19 protein-coding genes are annotated in these 22,534 nt (G+C 61.7%); 6 read left to right on the top strand and 13 right to left on the bottom strand.

The window, feature by feature from the left end:
- Window positions 1-61 precede the first annotated feature (61 nt).
- The 3 genes from FJ949_RS19965 to FJ949_RS19975 are packed head-to-tail and all read left to right on the top strand — an operon-like array spanning window position 62 to window position 2,881.
- On the top strand, window positions 62-1,129 hold the full coding sequence (locus FJ949_RS19965) for an ABC transporter ATP-binding protein (RefSeq protein ID WP_140498466.1): 1,068 nt from the start codon (window positions 62-64) through the stop codon (window positions 1,127-1,129).
- 8 nt (window positions 1,130-1,137) lie between these two features.
- Window positions 1,138-2,034: a sugar ABC transporter permease gene (locus tag FJ949_RS19970; RefSeq protein WP_140498467.1), complete on the top strand. Its 897-nt coding sequence runs from the start codon at window positions 1,138-1,140 to the stop codon at window positions 2,032-2,034.
- Window position 2,035: 1 nt separating this feature from the next.
- Window positions 2,036-2,881: an ABC transporter permease subunit gene (locus tag FJ949_RS19975; RefSeq protein WP_140498468.1), complete on the top strand. Its 846-nt coding sequence runs from the start codon at window positions 2,036-2,038 to the stop codon at window positions 2,879-2,881.
- 88 nt (window positions 2,882-2,969) lie between these two features.
- Here the strand turns inward: FJ949_RS19975 and FJ949_RS19980 are convergent, their stop codons facing one another.
- From FJ949_RS19980 to FJ949_RS20000, 5 genes are all read right to left on the bottom strand, one after another.
- Window positions 2,970-3,986, bottom strand: coding sequence for a Gfo/Idh/MocA family oxidoreductase (locus FJ949_RS19980; RefSeq protein WP_140498469.1), 1,017 nt, complete (start codon window positions 3,984-3,986; stop codon window positions 2,970-2,972).
- A complete protein-coding gene (locus tag FJ949_RS19985; RefSeq protein ID WP_140498470.1) occupies window positions 3,983-5,005 on the bottom strand; it encodes a Gfo/Idh/MocA family oxidoreductase in 1,023 nt (340 codons plus the stop codon). Before FJ949_RS19985 ends, FJ949_RS19980 begins: the two co-directional genes overlap by 4 nt.
- Window positions 5,006-5,012: 7 nt before the next feature.
- Complete coding sequence (locus FJ949_RS19990) at window positions 5,013-6,197, bottom strand: extracellular solute-binding protein (RefSeq protein ID WP_140498471.1); 1,185 nt, start codon at window positions 6,195-6,197, stop codon at window positions 5,013-5,015.
- A 222-nt stretch (window positions 6,198-6,419) separates the two neighbouring features.
- Complete coding sequence (locus FJ949_RS19995; protein WP_140498472.1) at window positions 6,420-7,613, bottom strand: extracellular solute-binding protein; 1,194 nt, start codon at window positions 7,611-7,613, stop codon at window positions 6,420-6,422.
- Window positions 7,610-8,662, bottom strand: coding sequence for an N-acetylglucosamine-6-phosphate deacetylase (locus FJ949_RS20000; protein WP_140498473.1), 1,053 nt, complete (start codon window positions 8,660-8,662; stop codon window positions 7,610-7,612). Before FJ949_RS20000 ends, FJ949_RS19995 begins: the two co-directional genes overlap by 4 nt.
- Window positions 8,663-8,902: 240 nt before the next feature.
- Here FJ949_RS20000 and FJ949_RS20005 point away from each other — a divergent pair, with 240 nt between their 5' ends.
- The gene (locus tag FJ949_RS20005) at window positions 8,903-10,036 is read left to right on the top strand and encodes an ROK family protein (RefSeq protein WP_224619718.1); all 1,134 of its coding nucleotides are present in this window, start codon (window positions 8,903-8,905) and stop codon (window positions 10,034-10,036) included.
- 179 nt (window positions 10,037-10,215) lie between these two features.
- Here FJ949_RS20005 and FJ949_RS20010 read toward each other — a convergent pair whose 3' ends face one another.
- From FJ949_RS20010 to FJ949_RS20035, 6 genes are all read right to left on the bottom strand, one after another.
- Window positions 10,216-10,668 carry a VOC family protein gene (locus FJ949_RS20010; RefSeq protein ID WP_140498475.1) on the bottom strand — a complete coding sequence of 151 codons (453 nt, stop codon included), beginning with the start codon at window positions 10,666-10,668 and terminating at the stop codon, window positions 10,216-10,218.
- 64 nt (window positions 10,669-10,732) lie between these two features.
- Window positions 10,733-11,011 (bottom strand): hypothetical protein, encoded by a 279-nt coding sequence (locus FJ949_RS20015; protein ID WP_140498476.1) that lies wholly within the window; start codon window positions 11,009-11,011, stop codon window positions 10,733-10,735.
- Between the two features lie 84 nt (window positions 11,012-11,095).
- The gene (locus FJ949_RS20020; RefSeq protein ID WP_140498477.1) at window positions 11,096-11,794 is read right to left on the bottom strand and encodes an ABC transporter ATP-binding protein; all 699 of its coding nucleotides are present in this window, start codon (window positions 11,792-11,794) and stop codon (window positions 11,096-11,098) included.
- Window positions 11,791-13,626, bottom strand: coding sequence for a branched-chain amino acid ABC transporter ATP-binding protein/permease (locus tag FJ949_RS20025; protein ID WP_140498478.1), 1,836 nt, complete (start codon window positions 13,624-13,626; stop codon window positions 11,791-11,793). The genes FJ949_RS20020 and FJ949_RS20025 overlap by 4 nt, the downstream gene beginning before the upstream one ends.
- Window positions 13,627-13,637: 11 nt before the next feature.
- The gene (locus tag FJ949_RS20030) at window positions 13,638-14,513 is read right to left on the bottom strand and encodes a branched-chain amino acid ABC transporter permease (protein WP_140498479.1); all 876 of its coding nucleotides are present in this window, start codon (window positions 14,511-14,513) and stop codon (window positions 13,638-13,640) included.
- A gap of 185 nt (window positions 14,514-14,698) precedes the next feature.
- On the bottom strand, window positions 14,699-16,051 hold the full coding sequence (locus FJ949_RS20035; protein ID WP_140498480.1) for a substrate-binding protein: 1,353 nt from the start codon (window positions 16,049-16,051) through the stop codon (window positions 14,699-14,701).
- 223 nt (window positions 16,052-16,274) lie between these two features.
- On the opposite strand from FJ949_RS20035, the gene FJ949_RS20040 reads away from it, so the two are divergent.
- Both FJ949_RS20040 and FJ949_RS20045 read left to right on the top strand, forming a co-directional pair.
- Window positions 16,275-17,012 (top strand): Crp/Fnr family transcriptional regulator, encoded by a 738-nt coding sequence (locus FJ949_RS20040; protein WP_140498481.1) that lies wholly within the window; start codon window positions 16,275-16,277, stop codon window positions 17,010-17,012.
- 224 nt (window positions 17,013-17,236) lie between these two features.
- Window positions 17,237-17,509 carry a hypothetical protein gene (locus tag FJ949_RS20045; protein ID WP_140498482.1) on the top strand — a complete coding sequence of 91 codons (273 nt, stop codon included), beginning with the start codon at window positions 17,237-17,239 and terminating at the stop codon, window positions 17,507-17,509.
- 264 nt (window positions 17,510-17,773) lie between these two features.
- Here FJ949_RS20045 and FJ949_RS20050 read toward each other — a convergent pair whose 3' ends face one another.
- Entirely contained in the window at window positions 17,774-18,460 is a 687-nt protein-coding gene (locus tag FJ949_RS20050) for a Crp/Fnr family transcriptional regulator (protein ID WP_140498483.1), read from the bottom strand.
- Between the two features lie 47 nt (window positions 18,461-18,507).
- On the bottom strand, window positions 18,508-22,260 hold the full coding sequence (locus FJ949_RS20055; protein WP_181172102.1) for an adenylate/guanylate cyclase domain-containing protein: 3,753 nt from the start codon (window positions 22,258-22,260) through the stop codon (window positions 18,508-18,510).
- Between the last annotated feature and the right edge of the window lie 274 nt (window positions 22,261-22,534).

A 22,534-nucleotide genomic window follows, 5' to 3' on the forward strand; every position in this document is an offset into this window, starting at 1 on the left:
AGCGCATAATAGGAACCGGGCATGCCGCCCGGTTCGCCTACAACAATGGGGCTACGAACGGATGCTGCTCGCCTCGTCGAAATTCGACGAACTCCGCCTCGATCATATGAGTCGAAAATTCGGCAGTATGAGCGCGCTGAGTGACGTTTCGCTGACCGTGCGCAAGGGGGAATTCATCGCCCTGCTCGGACCTTCGGGCTGCGGCAAGTCGACCGCACTGAACTGCATCGCCGGACTGCTTTCCACCACGGGCGGCAGCATCTATCTCGACGACAAGCGCATCGACCAGCTTAAGCCGGAAGACCGCGGCTTCGGCATGGTCTTCCAGAACTATGCGCTGTTCCCGCATATGACCGTCAAAGCCAACATCGGCTTCGGCCTGAAGATGCGCGGCACGCCCAAGGCCGAGATCACGCAACGCGTCGACGAGGCGCTGGGGCTGGTGCGGCTGGAAACGCAGGGCCACAAGCTGCCGGGTCAACTGTCAGGCGGTCAGCAGCAGCGGGTGGCCATCGCCCGCGCCATCGTCATCGAGCCGCCGCTGGTGCTGATGGACGAGCCGCTCTCCAACCTCGACGCGAAATTGCGCATCGAGATGCGTGCGGAAATCCGGCGCATCCACAACCAGCTCGGGGCCACCACCCTTTATGTGACGCATGACCAGGACGAGGCCTTGTCGCTTGCCGACCGCATAGTCGTGCTGCGCGATGGCCGAATCCGGCAGGTCGGCGCTCCGCGGGACCTCTATGAGAGCCCGGACCATCTCGACGTCGCCGAATTCATGGGTTACCGCAACCGGCTAACCGGCAAGGTCACCCGGCGCGACGGCGACATTGCCATGGTCGAAGTCGGCGGCGTCAGCCTTTCGGGCAGGCTGCGCGACGATCTCGCGGTTGGCGCGCAAGCCGTGATCGCCGCCAGGCCGGACGATGTCACCGTGAGCGACAAGGGCATCGGGACGCTTGATGCGAAGGTCGAAACCATCGAGTATCGCGGCCGGGAATTCGTCGGCACGGCACGCACCGAGGGCGGCCTCGAGCTGATCTTCCATGCCAGCCAGGCCGCGTCGGTCGGGAACACGGTTTCGCTCTCGATCGATTCTGCCCACGCCCTGATCTACGCGGCCTGAGGACGGCGATGTCGACGCTCGATCATACGCCCTCTCCTTCCCTGCGCCAGCGGCTGGCCTTGCACGGGATCGACGGCGTCACCCTTCTGGTGCTTCCGGCCGCCTTGTTTACGCTGGCGATCTTCGTCTATCCCTTTGTCTACGGCCTGCTCCTGTCCTTCCAGCCGAAGGAAGGGGGGCTCCTCGCCAACTACCAGCGTTTCTTCTCCGACCCGTTCCTTTACAACACCATTGCCACAACGCTGTGGCTGGCGGTGCCGGTCACCGTTATCAGCCTGGCGCTGGCGCTGCCCATCGCCTTTCGCGTTCGCCTGATGACGCACCAGCGTATGCTGACCACCATCCTCGTGCTGCCGGTAACGCTCGGCACGGTGCTGGTGGCGGAAGGCCTGCTCAACTATCTGGGACCGCAGGGCTGGTTCAGCCGCACGCTGATGTTGTTCGGCATCATCAGCAGTCCCGTGAAACTCACCAACAATTACTGGGGTGTTTTCGCGTCGCTGATCATCACCGGTTTCCCGTTCACGTTCCTTTTGACGCTCTCCTATGTGACAGGCATCGATCCGGCACTGGAACAGGCAGCGGCGACCCACGGCGCGCGCTCCTGGCAGCGGTTCCGCTATGTGTTCCTGCCGCTGCTGATCCCCGGCCTGGCCATCGCCTTCCTGCTTTCATTCGTCCAGGCCTTTGCCGTCTTTCCGTCGGCGGTTCTGCTCGGTGCGCCGGCCGGGCCGACCCGGGTCATCTCGATTGCGGCCTACCAGGCCGCCTTCGAGCAATATGACTACTCGATGGCCTCGGCAATCGCGATGATCATGGCCGGTGTGCAGTTGGTCATCGTCGTCGCCATCCTGATGCTGCGCAACCTGTTCTATCGGGGCAGCACCGCAGGCGGAAAGGGCTGACATGATCCGCGACACAACCATCGCCGCCAAGCTCTGGATCACCGCCATCTGGGTGGTGGTGGGTTTCTTCGTACTCAACCTCGCGGCGATGATTGCCACGGTCATCCTGTCGTCCTTCGGCACGCGCTGGCTGGGCACATGGATTCCTGCCGGCTTCACCACCCGCTGGTATTTCGCCGCCTGGGCGGAGTTCCAGCTCCACGATATCCTGATCGTAACCTTCCAGATCGCCTTCACCGTGGTCGCGCTTTCAGGCCTGCTCGGCGTGACGGCGGCCTATGCGCTGGCGCGGCGCGATTTTCCCGGCAAGAAGCTGGTCATGCTTCTGTTCCTGCTGCCGCTTCTGGTCCCGCCGATCACCTTCGGCATTCCGCTGGCTACCGTGCTCTACCAATCGGGGGTCGGTGGCACCTTCTGGGGCGTGGTGCTGGCCAATCTCGTGCCGACGGTTCCTTTCGTCATCCTGGTGATGATCCCCTTCATCGAGCAGATCGATCCCAAGATCGAGGCGGCCGCGCGTGTCTTCGGCGCCAACACGTTCCAGCTCTTTCTCCATGTTCTGCTGCCGATGCTGATGCCGGGCATCTTGGCGGCGCTGCTGCTGGTGCTGGTGCGTACCATCGGCATGTTCGAACTGACCTTCCTGACAGCCGGGCCGACCAGCCAGACGCTCGTCGTGGCGCTGTACTATTCGGTCTTCGCCTCGGGCGTTCGCGCGGTGCAGTCGATCGACGCGATGGCGGTGGTGTATATGATAACGACGCTGGTCTGGCTGCTGATCGCATTGCGCTTCGTCAATCCGACGCAGATTGTAGCGCGGGCAAAGCAGCAGCCCGCCTCCGCCTGAAACAGGCTTTTCTTTCCGCCGCATGATGGCGGCGGAAAGCCACTCTCTCCAGGAATCCTGGAGCGTTCGAGGTTCAAAGGAAGCGCTCTTATACGGGTTGGTTGCTGGCCGGATCCGCACGGATGAGAGCTGCGATCAAGCGCTGTGTCTGGAGCGCCTCCTCACCCGTCACGACCGGATCGCGGTCTTGCGAAATCGCATCGGCGAAATCGTCTATCAGCGCACGATGCGCGTCATGGGGGAAGTCCATGATGGCTGCGCCGCTGCCTGTCTTCCCCTCCGCCTCGACGCGCTCTTCGCGCCCGTCGAGCCAGTCGACGCTCAGCGCCCCGCCGGTCAGCGTGGCCGTGCCGAGCGAGCCGACAATCTCCATGGTTTCAGGCGAGCCCGGATAGGCCGCCGTCGTGGCGAGCAGCGAGGCCGGTGAGCCGTTGCCGAGCCGCATCAGGGCGGTGACGTAATCCTCAGCCTCCATCCGGTGCAGGCCGGTCGTCCGCACCTGCGAAGCCAGCACCTCTACCTCTCCCAGCAGAGAGCGGAAAAGGTCGATGGCGTGGATGGCCTGCGACAACAGCACGCCGCCCCCGTCCCGCGCGAAGCTGCCGCGGCCGCCGGTGTCGTAGTAGGCCTGCGGCCGCCACCACGGAACCCGAAGGCTGGCCGCCTCCACCGTGCCGATGGCGCCGGAAGCCAGCACCTGGCGCAGCCGCAGGCTGGCCGGCCGGAAACGGTGCTGCAGGACGACGCCGAGGCGCAGGCCGGCCCCGCGGGCCAGCGTGACCAGCTTCTCGGCGCGCGCCAGCGTCGTTTCGAGCGGCTTTTCGACAAGCACGTGCTTGCCGGCGGCAAGGGCCAGTTCGGCCACCGCCAGATGTGCGTTGGCCGGCGTCAGCACCAGCACCGCCTGAACCTCGGGATCGGCAATCGCGGCCGCAATATCGGTCGTCACGGGAAAGGAAAACTGGTCGGCAAAGGCTTCTGCCGTCGCCTGGCTGCGGCTGGCCGCCCATTTCACCTCGATCCTGCCAGCAAGATCGACGAGGCTCTTCGCATGCGGCAACGCCGCCGGACCCAAGCCGATCATGGCGACACGTAGCCTGCTCATCGCGCGTTCCTTTCCTGCCCCGTCACGACGACCGCCGCCGCCTGCGCCTCGAGCGCCAGCCGGCAGACCGTGAAGACATGCTCCTGCGTCATCGCCGTTTCGGTACGCTCGCACATGTCGGCAAGCAGGCGCTCGAAATAGGATATCTTTTCGCCCGACGCATCGAAATGGCGCGTGCCCTGGCCATCGACGAGGAATACGTGGTCCGTGCCAGGTTTGCCGGCTATGTCGACATATTTCCTAAGTTCGATCGTGCCCTTGGTGCCGAGCAGGATGAGCCGTCCATCCCCCCAGGTCGGCAGCCCGTCGGCGGTGAACCAGTCGACGCGGATATAGCCGCTCGCTTTGTCTCCCCGCAGGAGGATGTCGCCGAAATCCTGGAATGCTGGAATGTCAGGAGCGCCAAAATGGCCGACCGCACTTGAAACGACATTCGCGTCGGCGCAGCCAGTATAGAACAGGAACTGATCAATTTGGTGCGAGGCGATATCGACCAGGATGCCGCCGTAATTCACGGGATCGAAAAACCACGCCGGGCGTAGCGCACGGTTGAGCCGGTGCGGCCCCAGGCCCGTCACATGGATGACCTCGCCGATGGCGCCGTCCATCGCCAGTTGCGTCGCCAGCGTCGAGGCTCGGGTCAGGAGGCGCTCCGAAAAGCAGATCGAAAAGATGCGTCCCGTCTCACGCACGGTCTGCCGCACGGCGGCAAGCTGCTCGAACGTGGTCAGGCCGGGCTTGTCCGCAAGCACGTCCTTGCCATGCCACATGGCCTCGACGGCAATGGCGGCCCGGTCGGAGGGGACAGCCGCGGTAACGACGAGGTCGATGGCGGGATCCTCGATCAGGCGCCGTCGTTCGACCGGCGCGATCCGTGGAAAACGCTCGGCGATGCCGGCGGCAACCTTGGGATCGGTCGTCGCGGGATCGTAGCCGGCGCACTCGGCGCCGGCATCCAGAAGCCCACCGATCAGGTCATAGACGTGACGATGATCGATGCCGATCACGGCAAATCGCATTGGTCCGCTATTTCATCTTGTTGGCACCGACCTCGCGGTCCCATTTCTCGAAGGCGGCGACCAGTGCTTCCGGCTTTAACGGCGCTTCGACCGGGAACTTCCTGATCAGCTCTTCATATTGTGGGCGGCCGAACTCTGCGATGGCGTCCTGGCTTTCCTGCGGCGCGGCGCTGAGTGGTACCCCCTTGACCGCCGGACCGGGATAGAAATAGCCCTTGTCGTAGGTATAGGCCTGCTGCGCGGGTTCGAGCATGAAGGCCATGAGCTTGACCAGAACCGCGACCTTTTCCTCCGCGACGCCCTTGGGAATGCACATGAACTGCGTATCGGGCACCCAATGCGTGCCTTCGAGCGCAAACGTCTCGATCTCCTTCGGCACGATGCCCAACACACGCGGGTTGATGTCCCAGCCGAAGGTGGAAACGATCATGTCGCGGGTGCCCTCGGCCAGCTCCTTCATCGTCACCGTGGTGCCCGAGGGATAGTAATCGATGCCTTCATCCAGCGCCTTCAGATAGGCCCAGGTCTTCTCCCAGCCATTGATGGGATCGGAAGGATTCTTGTCGCCGAGGATGTAGGGCATGGCCATCAGGAAGGTCCAGCCCGGTCCCGAATTGACCGGCCGCGCATAGCAGAATTTGCCGGGATTGGCCTTCACCCACGCCAGCAGTTCGTCGGTGTTCCTGGGGATGGTCTTGATCCTGTCCGGCGCATATTCGAAGAGTGGGCCCGACGGCGAATAGACGACGGCGACGCCTTCGTTCTGGCCGAAGTTCTTCTGCATCATCAAGGCGCTGTCGAGATAGACGTCCTCAGCCTTGGGCAGCACAGTGGGGTATTTCGTCCACACGTCGATCCACAGGCCCTGGGTGATGCCGTCCGACATGGCACCCGGCCCCGTCAGCACCAGGTCGATGTCGACCCGGTTGGCCGCCTGCTGCGCGGCGAGCTTGGCCGGCAGTTCGGGGGACGGCGCGCGCGAGAACGTGATCTTGGAGACGAGCCCCGGATTTTCCTTGCCGAATTTCTCGATTGCCGCCTGGGTAAGCTGCAGATTGCCCGCGACATCAATGATGTTGAGCGCCACCGGCGAAGTGGGCAGGGCAAGCTCGTCGGCGAATGACCTGCCAAAGGGCAGCGCTGCAAACCCGGCCAATCCGCCGAGCGCCTGGCGGCGTGAAATCGTGAACATCGTCGTCCTCCTCATTTATCTCCTTGAAAGAGCGGCATCTCCGCACTTTCATCCCGGCTCTCCCAGACGAATGATATATTAGTCTATTAGTATCGAATGCAACACAAATGACGCCCCGCTGCGCTGAAGGTCCCGTCGCGGACAGGCCGCGTCAGGCCGGTGCCTGGCATGCTGCACTATCCTAGCGCCAGCCCCTCGACGCGGCCGGCCTTTGGCGAAGCATCAGGATTTCTTTGCGCCGACCAATTCGTCCCACTTTCGGAAGGCGGCGATCATCTTTTCCGGCGGCAGCGGCAGTTCGATCGGGTTGTCGGCGATGAGGCTGGCATACTCGTCCCTGCCGAAACGTTTGACGATGTCCTGGCTGTGCTGCGGCGCCATGGAGACAGGCACGTTCTTCACCGCCGGGCCGGGGTAGAGATAGCCCTCATCGTAGGAATAAGCCTGCGCTTCGGGCGTAAGCAAAAATGCCATCAGATCAAGCACCACGGCGAGCTTGTCGTCGGAAATGCCTTTCGGAACGCACATGAAAAAGGCGTCCGAAACCCAATGGAAGCCCTTGAGCGTGCCGATCCTTGCCGATTCCGGCACGATGCCGAGGGCGCGCGGATTGATGTCCCATCCCGTGGTCGAAATGATGATGTCGCGGCTGCCTTCCCCGAATTCCTTCATGGTGACGCCGGTGCCGGCGGGATAATAGTCGATATACTGGCCGATCTCTGCCAGATAGGCCCAGGTCTTCTCCCAGCCGTCGACGGGATCCTGCGGATCCTTGTCGCCGAGCAGGTAGGGGAGACCCATCATGAATGTACGGCCGGGGCCGGAATTGGTGGGCCGCGCATACATGAAGCGGCCCGGATGGGCCTTGGCCCAGGCTAGCAGCGCCTCTACCGAGCCGGGAACCTCCTTCACCCGCTCAGGCGCGTATTCGATCAGCGGGCCGGAAGGATAGTAGTTGACGACAATGCCATATCCCGCGCCCTGCTTCTTGTGCAGGGCCAGTGCGGCCGGTTCGTAATTGTCCTCGATTTTGGGGAACTTGTCGTTGAAATCAGGCAGAATCTTGATCCACGTGCCGTTGGCTAGGCCTGCCGCCAGACCGTCGGACCCGGTCAGCACCATGTCGATATCGACGCGGTTGGCTTCCTGCTGCGCGCGCAGCTTTCCGGCCAGCTCGGTCACCGGTGCCTTGGTGAAGACGATGCGTTCGGTGCGCTCGGGATATTTCTTGGCGTAGTTTTCGAAGGCCGGCTGCGAAAGCGCCAGCGCGCCGCCCACGTCCATCACCGAGATGACGACCGGCGATGCCGGCAGTTTGGGTGATTGCGCCCAGGCCCGCGTCGTGCCGGCGAGGAATGTACCGCCAATGCCGCCAAGGATGGTGCGGCGATTCACCTTGAGTTCACGAGCAGTCATGGTTGTCTTCCTTCCCATTTTGTCGTTTGCCGGTCGTATTCGCGTTCTTCTTCTCCGACGCGCGCACGGGTGATGGTCATGTCCGGCGCCCACTCGATCTCGCTGGCGGGCACGCGAAGGCCATGCGCGTCCAGCACCGGCTGCAGCAGCGCCATCACATTTGCCGAGGCCATATCGACAGCCTGTGCGAAACCGGCAATGCCCCAGCGCACCAGGTTGCGCACGGCGTCGTCCAGTCGCAGCGCCGACCCGGCGAGCCCGATGCCGCCAGGAACGCGGACCGAGCCATCGGCGCGGCTCTCGACCCGCATTCCGGCAAATTCGTAAGATCCGTGCGGCGCACCGGCCGCCGAAACGGCATCGGTAACCAGGACCGACCGGTCCAGCCCTTTTGCCCGGACCAGCGATTTCAACGCGCCTGGCGGAACGTGAATCCCGTCGGCGATGAATGTCGCGGCGAGACGGTCTTCGGCCAGTTGGGCAAACAGGGTATTGTCCAGTTTCGGCAAGGTTTGCGGCAGCCCGTTGCCGAGATGGGTGGAAAGGACAGCGCCAGCCGCCGCGGCCTGCGCTACGAGCTCAAAACCGCAAGCCGAGTGGCCGATCGAAACAAGGATGTTGTGCCGGTTCATGGCCCTAATGAAAGCAATGCCACCTTCCACTTCGGGTGCCAGCGTCGTCAAAAGGATCGGGCGCTTGAGCAGCGACTGCAGGCGCTCAATGAGCGCAGGATCCGCAGCGGTCATCGCCGAGGCGGGATGGCATCCGGAATAACCCGGGGCGGGATTGAGGAACGGACCTTCCAGATGATAGCCGGGGCACATGAGGGGACCGAGGCGGCTTTCGGAGACAGCCTTGTCGAGAGCGCTGAACCGCGCCGACAATTCGTCCGGCCTTGCCGTGATGATCGTCGGCAGGCACGCTGTCACGCCGCACGCCAGGAGGGCCTCCAGCGCTTCGTCGAGTTCCGCCGCCGTCAGGGTCCCCGAGTTGAAATCGACGCCGGCGAAGCCATTGACCTGCATGTCGACCAGACCGGGAGTAATCATGTTGCGGCCGATCGCCAAGATTCCTTACGCGGAGAGTACACGGCTTGATACCGCTTGCAAGCCATTTTTGAATAATGTTATCCAGAAATGCGAAAGGAAAAGAATCCGGGCATGTTGACGCTCTACACCGCGGATTTCGAGGACGCCCGCCAACGCGACTGCGCACGCGTCATCGCCAGCCTGCACGAAGGCGGCGGCAAATCCCGCGCCGCACTTGCCGCCGAGTTGGACATGACCTCGATGGCGATCTCGCGCGCCATCGCCGACCTCGTCGGCAGGGGCATCATCGAGCAAAGCGTCGGCCAGGTGAGCGGCCGTGGCCGCCCACCGGCGCAAATCGTTTTGAACCCCGGTTGCGCGGGCGCGACCGTCCTTCTTGTTTCCAGCCAGGAACTGGTTGGCGTCCTTGTCGATTTCCGCGGAAGTGTCCTCGCCCGGCAAACCGCCCATGTTCCGTCCGACGCCGATTCGGCCCGCATGACCGCGACGATGCGTGACCTTGTCGCCGGTCTGCTCGGCAGCTGCCCGTCTGGCATGCGTCATGTCGGAACGTCCGTTGCCGTTTCCGGCATCGTGGACGTGAAGACCCGGACGTGGATATTGACCTCGCGATGGCCGAACGTTCGCGATTTCGACGTCGGCAAGGCGCTCGATGGCATCACGCCGCGCGTGTTCCTGTTTCGCCAACTGGATGTCGAATTGAGCGCCCGATACGCCGTGCCGGGCATGGAACGACTGGAAGGCGCCTTCATTCTTCATTGGGGTTGGGGCATCGGCCTGGCCTATCGCGGCAGCGACGATGCGCCGATGCGCCAGGGCGGCCCCTTCGGCGAAATCGGCCATTGGCGTTTCAACGTGCTCAAGGATCGCCCCTGCGGATGCGGCAACCGGGGCTGTCTCGAAACAGCAGCTTCGCTGTCAGCCCTGTTGCCGGTCATACGGGAGATATATCCGTGGGCTTCGGGGGAGGAGGAACTCCTCTCCAGCCAAATCGAGACGATGGAGCTGACGGATATTCCCGAAATCCGGGTCGCCGTCGATCTTATGGCGCGCGCGCTGGGGAACGCCTGCAGGCTGCTTTTCCCCGAGAAGGCGTTCATCACCGGCCCGTTTACCTGCAATGCCGGACTCTACGAACTTCTACGCTCCCGCTTCGAGGCGGAAGGATTGATCGGCACCTTGCGCCTGCCGACCCTGATCTCCGATCGCTCCAGCCTGGACTACGTCGTCCAAGGCGCCGCGCAACCGCTTCATGAAATCGCCGTTCGCGTGCTGCTCGGCACGCCGCAGGGGAAACCGAATGGCGCGGGGCGGAGCCGGCGGAATGGAAAGCGGCAAAGGCCGATGCCTGACGCGAAGCATCTGAATGATTGACGCTGCGGGTTCAGAGATCCGGGAGCAATCTCGATGCCCCACACCTCTCACGTCCTATGGAGAATGCTGCGACGCCGCTCGGGCGAAGCTCACTGCCTCGCGGAGGTTTTCGAGCCGGTTCTCACTAACGAGCCGCACAGCGAACAGCCGCATTTAGCATGTCGCCGGCGTTTTCTTCTTTAGGCCAGGAGCGCATTCCCGCGCCGTTCCATCTCTGCCGGATCGAGGTCCTCCCTCCACGACAGGAGCACCCAGACGTGGCCGAAGGGATCGCGCACGGTGGCGGAACTGGCGCCATAGAACATATTCGTGGGTGGCTGAATCTCTTCCGCGCCAGCCTTGACCGCGCGCCGCAGCAAGGTCGCGTTATCATCAGTGAAGATGTGAAGGCCAGCTGTGCAGCGACCAAGTGTCCGCGGCTCGCCGTATAGTCTCTCGTCCGGATCCCCGATCATGATCACGGCTCCGCAGATCAAAATCTCGGCGTGCATGATTTTGCCGCCTGGGTGGGCAATTCGGAACAATTCCATCGCTCCGAATGCCCGCTCGTAGAACGCGATCCCATCCGACGCCCCGTCGACGTAGATATGAGGGACAATCGCATTTCGATATCTCTCCGGTCGTTCAGTCATCTCGGTGTCCTCGCGCCAAATATCAGAGCGCTCGTTTGCGGTGCACAAGCCGGCGAAACACTCTTTATAAGACCCGGCGGAAGGCTCGCCTCAGTTCGCCCACCGCACCGCCGGAGACCATCAACCGTGCGTCGACACGATCCGTTCCGGGTTCCACGCGATCATCTGCTCGATTGCCGCCGAAGCCGGCGCCGGCTCGACTTGAAATTCCTCGAAAATCGAACGGTGCCTCTCTTTTCCAACACGGCAGGTCGGCAATCATCCAGGCCGACTCCAACCTGGAGACTGTCCTGATATTTCCGGCGATCAGCGGCTGGTGCCAGAAGGCGATATGGTCCTGCAAGCGATGGCCCTGGATAGTCGCCGGCATGAAGCACGGATGGCCGAAGGCGGTCGGAAGTCGAACGCCATCCGCGGCTGCTCGCCCCTAGACGCCGAGATGATGCTGCAGCAGCCCCGGCTGTGTCTTGAGCTCGGCGGCCGGGCCCTCGTGGGCGATATGGCCGTTGTTGATGATATAAACGCGGCTCGCGAGCGCCAGCGTCGCGGCGATGTTCTGTTCCACCAGCACGATTGTCTGCCCTGCCTGGGCCAGTTCGCGGCAGGCGCGCACCAGATCGTGCACAATGACTGGAGCAAGTCCTTCGAAGGGTTCATCAAGCAGAAGGATCTTCGGGTTGCGCACCAATGCACGGGCTATGGCCAATATCTGCTGTTCGCCACCCGAGAGATCCGTGCCCCGGCTGGTGCGCCGTTCCTTCAGCCGTGGGAACATCGTGTAGATACGTTCCAGCGGCCAGCGGTCGTCGGCGGTCAATCCGGCCAGAATGATGTTTTCCTCGACGCTCAGGCTGCCGAAGATGCGCCGATTCTCGTGCACGAGCTGCATGCCTTCCCGAGCGATGCTGTGCGCCTTCCTGCCAACCAGCTCAACCCCGTCGAGCTCAACCGAGCCGGCTCGTGGCGTCACCACGCCCATCAGGCTCTTCAGCGTCGTCGACTTGCCCGCGCCGTTGCGCCCGAGCAGCGCCACGACCTCGTTTTTCTCGACCCTCAATGAGACGTCGAACAGAATGTGACTGTCGCCATAATAGCTGTTCAACGCCCTGACTTCGAGCAGGCTCATGCCACCTCTCCATGTACCCCGCCGAGGTAGGCTTCCTGCACCTTTGCGTTGGTCTTGATCTCAGCGGGCATGCCTTCGACCAGTACCCTGCCCTCCTGCAGGACGGTCACTTTCTCGACCAGCTCGAAGAGTGAATCCATGTCGTGGTCGATGATGATCATCGTGCGTCCACGCGCGATTGACTTGAGCAGCGCCACGGTCTCGACGCGCTCGCGCGGGCTCATGCCGGCAAGCGGCTCGTCAAGCAGGAGCAGGCTCGGCGACGTCGCCAGCGCAAGGCCGATTTCCAGCCGCCGCTTCTCGCCATAGGCCAGTTCCGAAACGGGCCGATCGAGCCGCGCCGTAAGGTTCACCAGCGCCGCCGTTCGCTCGACCTGCTCATTGAGACCGGGAACGCTGTGGATACTCTTGAACAGGTCAAGCCGGAACTTTCCACGCGCCTCGCCCAGCGCGGCAATCATCAGGTTCCGCCGCACCGTCAGGCGGTCGAACAGCTGGTTGATCTGGTAGCTCTTGGTGAGCCCGAGCTGGCACACCTCGGACACGCCCATGCCCGTAATGTCGCGGCCGGCCAGCATGATGCGGCCGGAGGTCGGCGCGATCTCGCAGGTGAGCATCTTGAAGAATGTGGTCTTGCCCGCGCCGTTGGGTCCAATGATGCCCCGTATCTCCCCATGATCGACACTGAAGTCGATGTTGCTGTTGGCTGTGATGCCGCCATAGCGTTTGGTTAGGCCCTGCACCTGCAGGATCGGTCCGGATGCTGGCGCAGTGCCATGCCGGCGCGCCGGCATCGGTTCGACGACCGTCACGACGTGCGGCGCACTCTCGACCGCGGTATTGGCCCGTTCGATGCGCTTGCGGCCGCCGGTCAACCCATAGAGATCGACGATCGCACCGACGATGCCGCGCCGCAGGAAGCAGACCAGCAGCACGAAAACGATGCCGAGGACCAACTTCCATGTGGCGCCGAGATGCAATGTGTTCTGGAAAAAGTCGCTCAGATACAGCCACACCGTCGCGCCCACCAGCGGCCCGAACAGTGTGCCAGCACCGCCGATCGCCGTCTGCATCACGACCTGGCCGGACGTGTCGAACATGAAAGCGTCCGGCGGCATGAAGCCCTGCATGACGCCCAACAGGCCGCCGGCAAAGCCGGCATAGATCGCCGCAATCACGAAGGCCGTGAGCTTGTAGCCGTGTATGTCGTGGCCGAGCGCCGCGGCGCGGAGCGGATTGTCGCGGATTGCCGAAAGGATCGCGCCAACCGGCGAGCGTACGATGCGAAGTGCGACGACAATGCCCACGAAATACCAGAACGCCAGGAAGGTATACATCGTCCAGTCGGTGTTGAATTCGAGTACCGTGAAGCCGAGGTTGACGACCGGGGTTGGCACGCCAGGCAAGCCGTTCTCGCCGCCTGTGAATGCCGAGAGCGGATTGAACTCGACAAAGAAGAAGACTTCGGCGATCGCCACCGTGATCATGGCGAAATAGATGCCGGTGCGTCTCAGGGCGATCAGGCCGATCACATAGCCGACGACACCCGACACGACGGCGCCCATGACGATGGCAGCCATGACATAGGAGAAGCCGGTTTCAGTCAGGAGATAGGCGGCGAACATCCCGCCAGTACCGTAGAAGGCCGACTGGCCGAAGGACAGCAATCCCGTGTAGCCGAACAGGATGTCGAAGCCGATCCCGAACAGGCCCCATATAAGGATACGATTGATCGTGCTGGGCGAAAAGCCGAGATGGGGCAGCACGAACGGCGCCAGGACGAGCGCCAGCGCCGTCAGAAGCTCGACAAGGAAGGGATGTTTGATGTTCATGGCGACCGCATCTACTCGCGCCCTGCCGTGCCGAGCAGCCCGTGCGGGCGAAGCACCAGCACCAGAGTCATCGCCACGAACAGCATGACATAGGAATAACCGGGATTGAACATCGAGGTGATGCTGATGATTTCGCCGGCGATGAGGCCGCCGAGGATCGCGCCCGGAAAGGAACCGACGCCGCCGATCACCACGACCACGAAGGTCTGGACCAGTATGGCTTCCCCGACATCGGGCGCGATCGACACCACGGGTGCATTGACAATGCCGGCGAAGCCGGCCGCCATGGCTCCGATGCCGAAGACGAGCATGAAGATCTTGTAGACGTCGATTCCAAGCGAATCGACCATTACCGAATCCTCGATGCCTGCTCGCACGATCATCCCGATGCGGGTGCGATAGAGCACGACATAGAGCATCAGCAGCGCCAGGGCGACGATGCCGAGGAGCGCCAATCGGTAGGTGGGATAGACCATGAAGCCCAGATGGGTGATGCCGACCAGCGAGGCGGGCGGCGGCACCGTGCGCGAGAGGCTGCCGAAGAAGAAGCGGACCGTCTCGACGAAGACGATGCCGAGCCCGAACGTGACGAGAAGCTGGTCCTCGAGCGGCCGCGTGTAGAAATGGCGAATGATCAGCCGCTCGATCAACACCCCGACGATCATCACGAACAGCGATCCGGCCGCCACCGCGGCGAGGAATGAACCTGTGTAGGTGTAGGCGAGCCAGCCGGCATAGCCTCCGAGCATGAACATCGCGCCATGGGCAAGGTTCAGGACGCCGAGCGTCCCGTAGATGATGGTCAGCCCGGAGGAGATCAGCGCCAGAAGCGCGCCGAGCACGAGCCCATTGAAGCACTGCGAGATGAAATTTGCCCAGTTGATCACTCTGCGCCCACCTTAATCATGAAAAATATGCCCTGCCCTCGCGCCAGCAAGGGTTTGGTTGATAAGTCGCGAACAATCGACATTCCACCGACCGCCGGGAGACGAACCGTCTGCGTCCAGCCAGAGCCAGTCCCGGTGCGAGCGCCTTCTCCACCCGTGGCGGGCGGAGAAGGCGCTGCGGGATATCAGGTGTAGCTGCCCAGGTTGCAGCCGAACTCGTCAGGCTTCTGCATCAGCGGCGCGCCATCGACCACCTCGACCACGTTCCAGTAGTCGTCGTCGCTCTTCATGTCCTTGGGGTCCTTACCCTGGACGAGTACGACCGGTCGCACGCACTGATGGTCTTCCGGCCGATAGTGAACGTCGCCGACGAGTGAAGGGATGGTCTCACTCTTCTCGTATTGCTTGATGACGTCCGGCGGATAGAAGCTACCGGCCTGCGACACCATGCGGGCCCAATGAGCGAAGCTGACATAGGCATTTTCGGCGCCCCATTCCGGCCGATAGCCGAACTTTTGCTGGAACGCGTCCACGAACTGCTTGGCGAGCGGATACTTGTCCTGCAGGGTCCACCAGAAATCGGTAGCGGCAAAAACCCCGGCTGTCAGTTCGGGGCCCACTTCCTTGGCAAGGAAGGGTATCTGGTAGGGGATGACCATCTTCATGCTCGGAGTCAGGCCGAACTGCTTGGCCTGCTGGATCGACAGCACTGCGTCGCGGCCCCAGTTGACGTTGACAATGAATTCGGCGCCTGAATTGGCGATGTTGGTGAGATACTGGCTGAAATCCTGGGTGCCCAACGGCGAGACCTGGTCCGTCACCATCTCCCATCCGCCCTGAGAGGTCAGGTAGTCGTTCACCGACTTGGTGACGGTGTGACCGTAAGTGTAGTCCGGCGTCATGAATGCCGCCTTCTTTCCCTTTCCGTAGGTCTTCAGAAGGATCGGGCCGATCGCGTTGGCTGCGGTCTGGCCGTAGAAGTTCTGGCGGAAGCCGTAGCGGACACAGTCCTTGCCTGTCGTGTCGTTTGAGCCGGAGATGCCCGCGACGTAGAGGATCTTCTCGCGCTGCGCGAATTTGTTGAGCGCAACCGCGACCGCTGATGAAGTCGAGCCGGTCATCAGGATGATGTTGTTTTGGTGGATGAAATTCTGCTCGAGCTCGACGGCCTGATTTGGCTTGGCCGCGCTGTCGGCGGACAACAGCTCGACCTTCTTGCCGAGCAACCCCTTGTCGACTTTCGGCGCCAACGCCTTCATCAACTCATGGCCGTTGTTGATGTGGTCGACCGCCAGCTGCCAGCCCTTAAGTTCATCAGCACCCTGCACGGCATAGGCACCGGTAAGGGGCACCGCGGCTCCGATGTGGACGGTGTCGCCCGCCGACCCGGCCGGCCAGGTGCCTATCGCGGGCTTGTCGTCGGCTGCAAAAGCCGCAAAGCTGGATAAGGGCAGAACGGCACTACTGAGAAGACCTGCGCCCGCGTGCAGCATGGTGCGGCGGGATATATTGGAAGTATTTTGATCGTCGAGCGGCATCAGCTGTTCCTCCTTAGCGTGGAGCCGTCGGACGGCTCTCATTTGTTGTTCCCGCAAACCGGTTTTTTCCAGCGAAACGCTGAAAATGGCCTATTTGCATGGGCATTCGCAGTGGCGTAGGCCTGCCAGTCAATACAACTTTCGTTTGATAATTCTGTTCATTGATCTGGATTAATAAGCATAGGAAAGTTTCGTTGAAGGTCATGAACATTTGGAGCATGGCATGCCGCTGACCGGCCACCCGATCGTGACCCGACTGACACGTGCAATGAAGCTGGATTCGCTAGACATCAAACGTCTTGAGGCAATCTTCGAGCGCGATCTTACCATTCGGAAACGGGAGGAACTCGTCGTTCACGGCTCCGAGTTCCGAAACCTGTGCTTTGTTAAAGACGGCTACGCGATCCGCTACAGGTTGCTGCGCAGCGGCAGGCGGCAAATCCTGAAGCTCATCCTGCCCGGTGATGTCATTGGATTCCCGGTCAGCTTTTTCGATCGATCCACTTGTTCGGTCGTTGCCGTGAGCGAACTGACCTACGCCGTCTGCTCGTTCGACGCGTACATTCGTCTCTGCTACGAGCAGCCCCAATTCGGTCTGGTGTTAAGTTGGCTCGCCGCCCAAGAGGCAGCGACTTATGCGGAACACATCGTCAATCTAGGTCGGCGCACTCCGATTGAAAGGTTGGCGCACCTTTTGCTGGAGATTCACGCGCGTCTCCTGGAAGTCGAACGCGCCGACGAAGCAAGTTTCGATCTGCCGTTTTCACAGGAAATCATGGCGGACGCGCTCGGGTTGAGCGTGCCCCATCTCAATCGCATCATTCAGCAATTGCGCGCCGAACAGCTTATCACCAGCAACGCGCGCTTCATCGACTTGACTGATCTTGCGGGCCTTCGAAGACTGGCTCAGTACCAGCCGATGTCCCTCGTTCCGATCCCGGTGCTGAAGCAGCGGGAATGAAAAGCGTCCCGTCGATCATATTAGCACCCTGCGTGAATTCCTTCACATACAAATCTCACCCGCGGCGTACAAGAGATGACAGAGCAGGCAATTTAGTCTCTCTTTCGGACAGATCATAAAGAAAATAGCAAAGATCAAGCCCGAAGAGGAAGTTGGTTTTTAAACTAAGCCAATTTCGTTCTCATCACGAATTTTGTGATGCCATCAACCAAAGGGAGAGAAACATGTATAAGATCATTACAGCTGCGTCTGCATTCTTCATCCTCACGGTGCCTTCGTTCGCGATCGACTCGACCTTCGTCCACAGTCTGCGAGCCGACAATGGTGACTTCGAAGCCCCGGGTGACTTGAAGGGTCAACATTCATTGGCTTCAGAAGAAGCGGTGTATGGCTTCCCGACCGGGTCGATCGGATTGCCTGGTGGCGCTTCGAACTCCAAGTGCATGGGGGTCAGCCCACACCAGTACGATCCTGTCAGCCCGGACTGCCGGAATTGATCCAGATAAGAGCGGTGGCTAGCGCCACCGCTCTGCCTCCTTGAGCGGGTACCGACTGACCGACGGACTATTGAGAAAAGCCCCACCATAGATCGCGCGACAGCCGTGGCAGGTCCAATCGCCTGGGACGGCGTCAGGATGCTGAACGGAGGTTCCCAGTTCGTCACCACGACAGGTGGAGGACTATCCCTTCATGCCGATCCGGTCTTCGTTGCGCAATCTGATTCGCGGCTCTGATGCGCGCGCCGATTGCGAATGGCGACATCAGTCATCGTCCTGTGACTCGGCAATGTGACGAAGCGCACCGGCATTCGTTATGCGCAGGCCACCACGCTTGATTGCGATAATCGAACGGTTGCGCCAATCGTTAAGCGTCTTGTTGACGGACTCGCGCGTGGCGCCCAGGAACTCCCCCAGTTCGGACTGGGAGATCGGTATCCAACCTGAGCCATCCGCCATAACGCCGGCCAAAAAGGCCAGTCGCTTTGCCAGCCTGGCCTCAATGCCGAAGAAAGCCTGATCGCCAAGTTCGCCGCTGACCCAACGCAGCCGTGCGCACAAAAGCTCAATCATGGCGCGTGCCAGAGGTGGGGTTTTTTCGATCCGATCGAAGAGCTGCTTCCGACCGAGCGAGGCCAGATCGCAAACGGTCAGGCAAGTAGCGGTTGCGGTGCGCGAGCGCCCGTCGAGCGCGCCGATCTCTCCGACCAAGCTGTGCGAAAGCTCGATATTGGCCACCAGCTTCCGGCCTCCCGGCGAATACATCGAGATCTCCACCGTCCCGCTCATAACCCCGTAAATACGATCGGATGGATCTTCCTGGACGAAGAGAATCTGGCCCGCCGCGTGGCGTTCAACCTTGCAGCCGCCGAAAAGAAGATCGAACAGGCGCGGATCGATCCGTGCAAGGCGCGGCAGATCATTTCTTTCGTTCGCGCCGCCAAAAGCCATGTCGCCCCCAAGTTGCCGATCGGATAACTCCAACGCAGGAGAGTATCTTAGGTCTTGTCTTGCCGGCGCCTCAGCTCGGCCGCAATGATCGACTGATCCCTGCGTAACGAGAGGCGCCGCGCAGCCGCGAGTGCTTGCCGCCAAGTAGAGACGGCGCGGTCACCGCGTCCGTCCAGCCAATGGGCCACGCCGACCCACAGCCCATATTGGGCGGTGCCGACAGGAAACGCGCGGCGGTAGCGCTTGAGCTCATGCAGCGCTTGGCGCTCCCAGTGGCGCCACTGGTCGTACTCGCGCGAGAGGCCTGCCTCCCTGCCGCGCAGAAGCACTTCGCACACGCCGGCAATGCCGGGCAGTGTGCTGTGCACAGTCGGCCGACGCATCTCGCGCAGCAGGCGTAGCGTCTCGACCACAGCCCGAAGGCTCTCAGCATGGAGCCCGACCCGTGCAAGCGCGAGCGCAAGCGACCCTTTGGCGGAGACCAAGTCGGCGAGATCAGCGGATCCGGCCATAGCGGACGTGGTCAGCCGAAGGATGTCGACCGCTTCACGGGGGCTATCCGTGTGGAGCACACACAACGACTTGCATCGGAGCGCCCAAATCTCTTGCTGGAGGTTTCCGCTGTTCTGTGCGCGGGAGAGCAGCGCTTGGGCGGTGTACTCCAGCGCACCCGATTCACCGCGGTAGTACATTGACCAGAAGCGCATGGCCTGGGCGTTGCACCAACTTAGTTGATCGCCCGCCTTTAGACACAGCTCTTGAGACTGATCCAGACGACGATCTACCATCAGCCAGTCGCAGCGGCCGATGCGCCAGAGCGCATCGAGATTACACAGGTGGGCATGGACCGCTGGATCGGCGAGCGCAGTCACCACCCGTTCTGCCCTTGCCATGAAGTAGTTGCAAGCGCGCCGGCGCCCCAGAATTCCCAGCCCGCATGCCAGTTGGGCGGACGCGATCACCATCTCCATGGTGAGCCCCGTGCGCTCCGCATGGGCGACAGCCGCGACGGTGTGGGAAAACGCTCGCGAAAAGCGAAGCTCGAAATAGTCCACGACCGCCGCCTGGTTAAAGCAGCGAGCTAGTTCTCGCTCCCAGGAGTCCAGCACACCACCCTGAGTTGACCATAGCGAAGGAGGGAACACTTGTTGGAACGCGAGCCGCATTCCACCCCCAAGCAGCCGCATCAAAAGGGCTGCCGAGGAACGTGGAACCGGCGTGCCCGCCAAGGTGAGGGCGCGCCTCACCGAAATGCCCTGAGCATGGAGGTCGCCACGACTGTAATGGGCCTCGCCGAGCTGCCTGCGCCAACGCACCGACTGAAGTCTTTGCTCAGCACTCCAAGGCTGCTTCGACTCGTATCTCAAGCAGATTTCCAGAAACGCCTCGACCTCTCGAAACGCACCGACCTGCAGCGCCTTGATTGCTGCCAAATTGGCATATCCAACTGCCTTGAAATTGTTTCCGGCGGCCTCAAAATGCTGAACGAGGGCCGCGACATCCGCGCCCATGGCGGCCGACTGGCTCGACTCGATCCAAGCGGCCAGAGCTGCATGAAGTCGCTGTCGCACTTCACTGGGAATTGAGCCATAAACGACGTCTCGGATTTGATCATGACGGAACTCGTAGTTCCCTGATCCAGTGCCCTGACGCACGAGATGCGCCGCCACGAGCGACTCGACAGCTGCACCCACACCGTCGTGATCCAACTCGCCCTCGAGCAACGTCGCCAGGGCCTCGCCGGTAAATGAACGCCCGATCACGGCCGCAGCCCTGAGAACGTGCTGGACTGAGGTCTCCAATCGATCAACGCGCTCCCGAATGACCCGATCGACACCTTCGAAATATCGAAGGCTCTCGAGCGGGCGGATCGGACACCACAAACCATCGCGTATGGCGATGAGCCCCTGGCTCTTTAATGTCAGCGCTATCTCCTCGGCGAAAAACGGATTGCCACCGGCTAAGGCCGAGACCCGGCGCGCCAGTTCGCCATGTGGGGGCACATCCCCGAGCGTGCGGGCGACCAGTTCGCAAATCGACGCCTCGCTGAGTTCCTCAAGATCCAGGATACGACACAGGCGCGCGGGATCGTCAGGTTCCGTTCCGGATGTATTCCTTCTTGTGGCCTCGGCTCGCCTTCGTAGGTTTTTTAACTCCTCCGGAACTTCGTCCGAGCGTACGCACAGGACCAGAAGCAACGAGGACAGAGATGAGAGAACCCACTCGACGAGGCGCCACGATGCCGAATCCAGCCACTGACTGTCCTCCAGGACCAATGCCAACGGGCGCGGTGCCAAGTTATCCATGAGATCACCCAAAAGACGCATGGTGGCATCAGCGCGATGAGGTCCCTCCAGATGTCGCGTCCCGTCGTTTTGGGGAATTTCGATGCTCAGAACATCACCTAGCAAGGGCAGTCGCCCAACGAGCGACGAGTTGCCTTGAACCCGTTGTGTGACGACATCAAGCACCGCAAATCCATCGCTGTCGGACGGTAGGCCGAGAAGGGACACAAGCACCCGCCGCCATGGCAGGAGCGATGTCCGGCGATCGTCACGTTCGGCGCGCGCGGTCAAAACCTCGATTGCGGTTGAGCGCAGTTCGTCCGTGAAAGCTCTGATCAAAGCGGTTTTTCCAATGCCCGACTCACCCAAGACAACGAGCAAACGCCTGCCTCCACGGCGGGTCTCCTCGAACGTACGTTTCAGGAACTCCAGCTCGCTCTGCCGACCAATCAGCGGACTAAGAGGTTGGACCGGGGCGCGCGGATCCATGGGACAAAATACCGTTGCCATGTCCCCAAGTCCGTCCAGTTGCAACGTGCCGTGTTCTTCGAACCAAAACGCCGTCCGGCTGGCTCGCTCTGTTGGTGCATCGCAGAGAACGTTTGCCGATGCCGCCGTCATAAGCCGCGCCGCCCGATTCACGGGCGCGCCGATCACCATCAGCTGGCGCCGACGTGCGCTTCCGACAACACTAAAAAGCGCATCGCCGGTAGCCACGCCCATCGACGCGGAGAGGCCCAAGCGTTGGGCCGTCAGACGGATAGCGCGAGCAGCATCGACGGCACGGCAAGGATCGTCGCGGTGGAAACTGCCTCGCGCTCCGAACGTCGCAAAGAAAATCAGACCTTTGTCGTCAAAGAGCAACTCGCCGGCCGGCCCACCGCGCGAACGCAGATCCTCCTGGAGGGTCGCGCATAGCGATTGATAGCGCGCAAGCGCCTGAGGTTGACGATGGTCAAGTCCGGCAATTCGCGCGAAAAGGGCGGTGATCGGCCTAATCTCCGCCAGGGCGTCTAAGCGGGCGGTCGTTGGACGATCTTCTTCGGAACGGATGGCAACGGCGCTGTCCGCGGCAACTGAGCGCAAGTCGGCTTCGGACAGCAGGTCCCTGAGCTGCAAAGGCAAAAACCTTGCCAGCCAGCCCGGAGGCGGAGAAGCCAGCGTAGGCCGGCTGCGCCGCGATTGAGACGGCTGCGCAAGGGCCAAGTTGGCTTTGTCGGAAAGTACATATTCCCATCGGCGCGCAGCCGCTTGGGACTGAGCGGCCTGCATGATGGCATCTCCCCCTGCAAAGAGCGTCCAGACCGGCTGGCCGCCCAAAGCCGCCGCCCAGAGGGGCCCCGCCCCTACTCCAACATGCAGCGCGGGTGCGATTTCAGCTGTTCCGTTCTCCAAACGCTCGTTCTGGCCGCCGCAGATTGCCTTGGCACAGGCTGTCGCCGCTCGCACCGCGCTTTCAAGTCCGCGGACATCCGCCGACCAGTAGGCTAGCAGTTCGTCGCCAGCGAGGTACAAAATCTCGCCTCCACGATTGTATACTTGCTCCACGCATCGCGCGTAGGAGTGACTAAGCAGGCTCGGGATTCTTTCAAGTCCTTCTTGCCCCCGTCGTGCTAGTTGCTCGACCAAGGCCGTGTATCTGGACACATCGACAAACACCACTGCAGCCGGGAATTCGACGGCTACTGGGCCATCCGCTCGAAGTGCGTGAATTCTACCGAGTAATTCCAGCGGCAGAAAACTCTCAAGTAGCTCGCAAGTACCCTCCATGGGTTCCTTCCCGCAGCCG

The sequence above is a fragment of the Mesorhizobium sp. B2-4-1 genome (assembly GCF_006442185.1).
Lineage (GTDB): Bacteria > Pseudomonadota > Alphaproteobacteria > Rhizobiales > Rhizobiaceae > Mesorhizobium.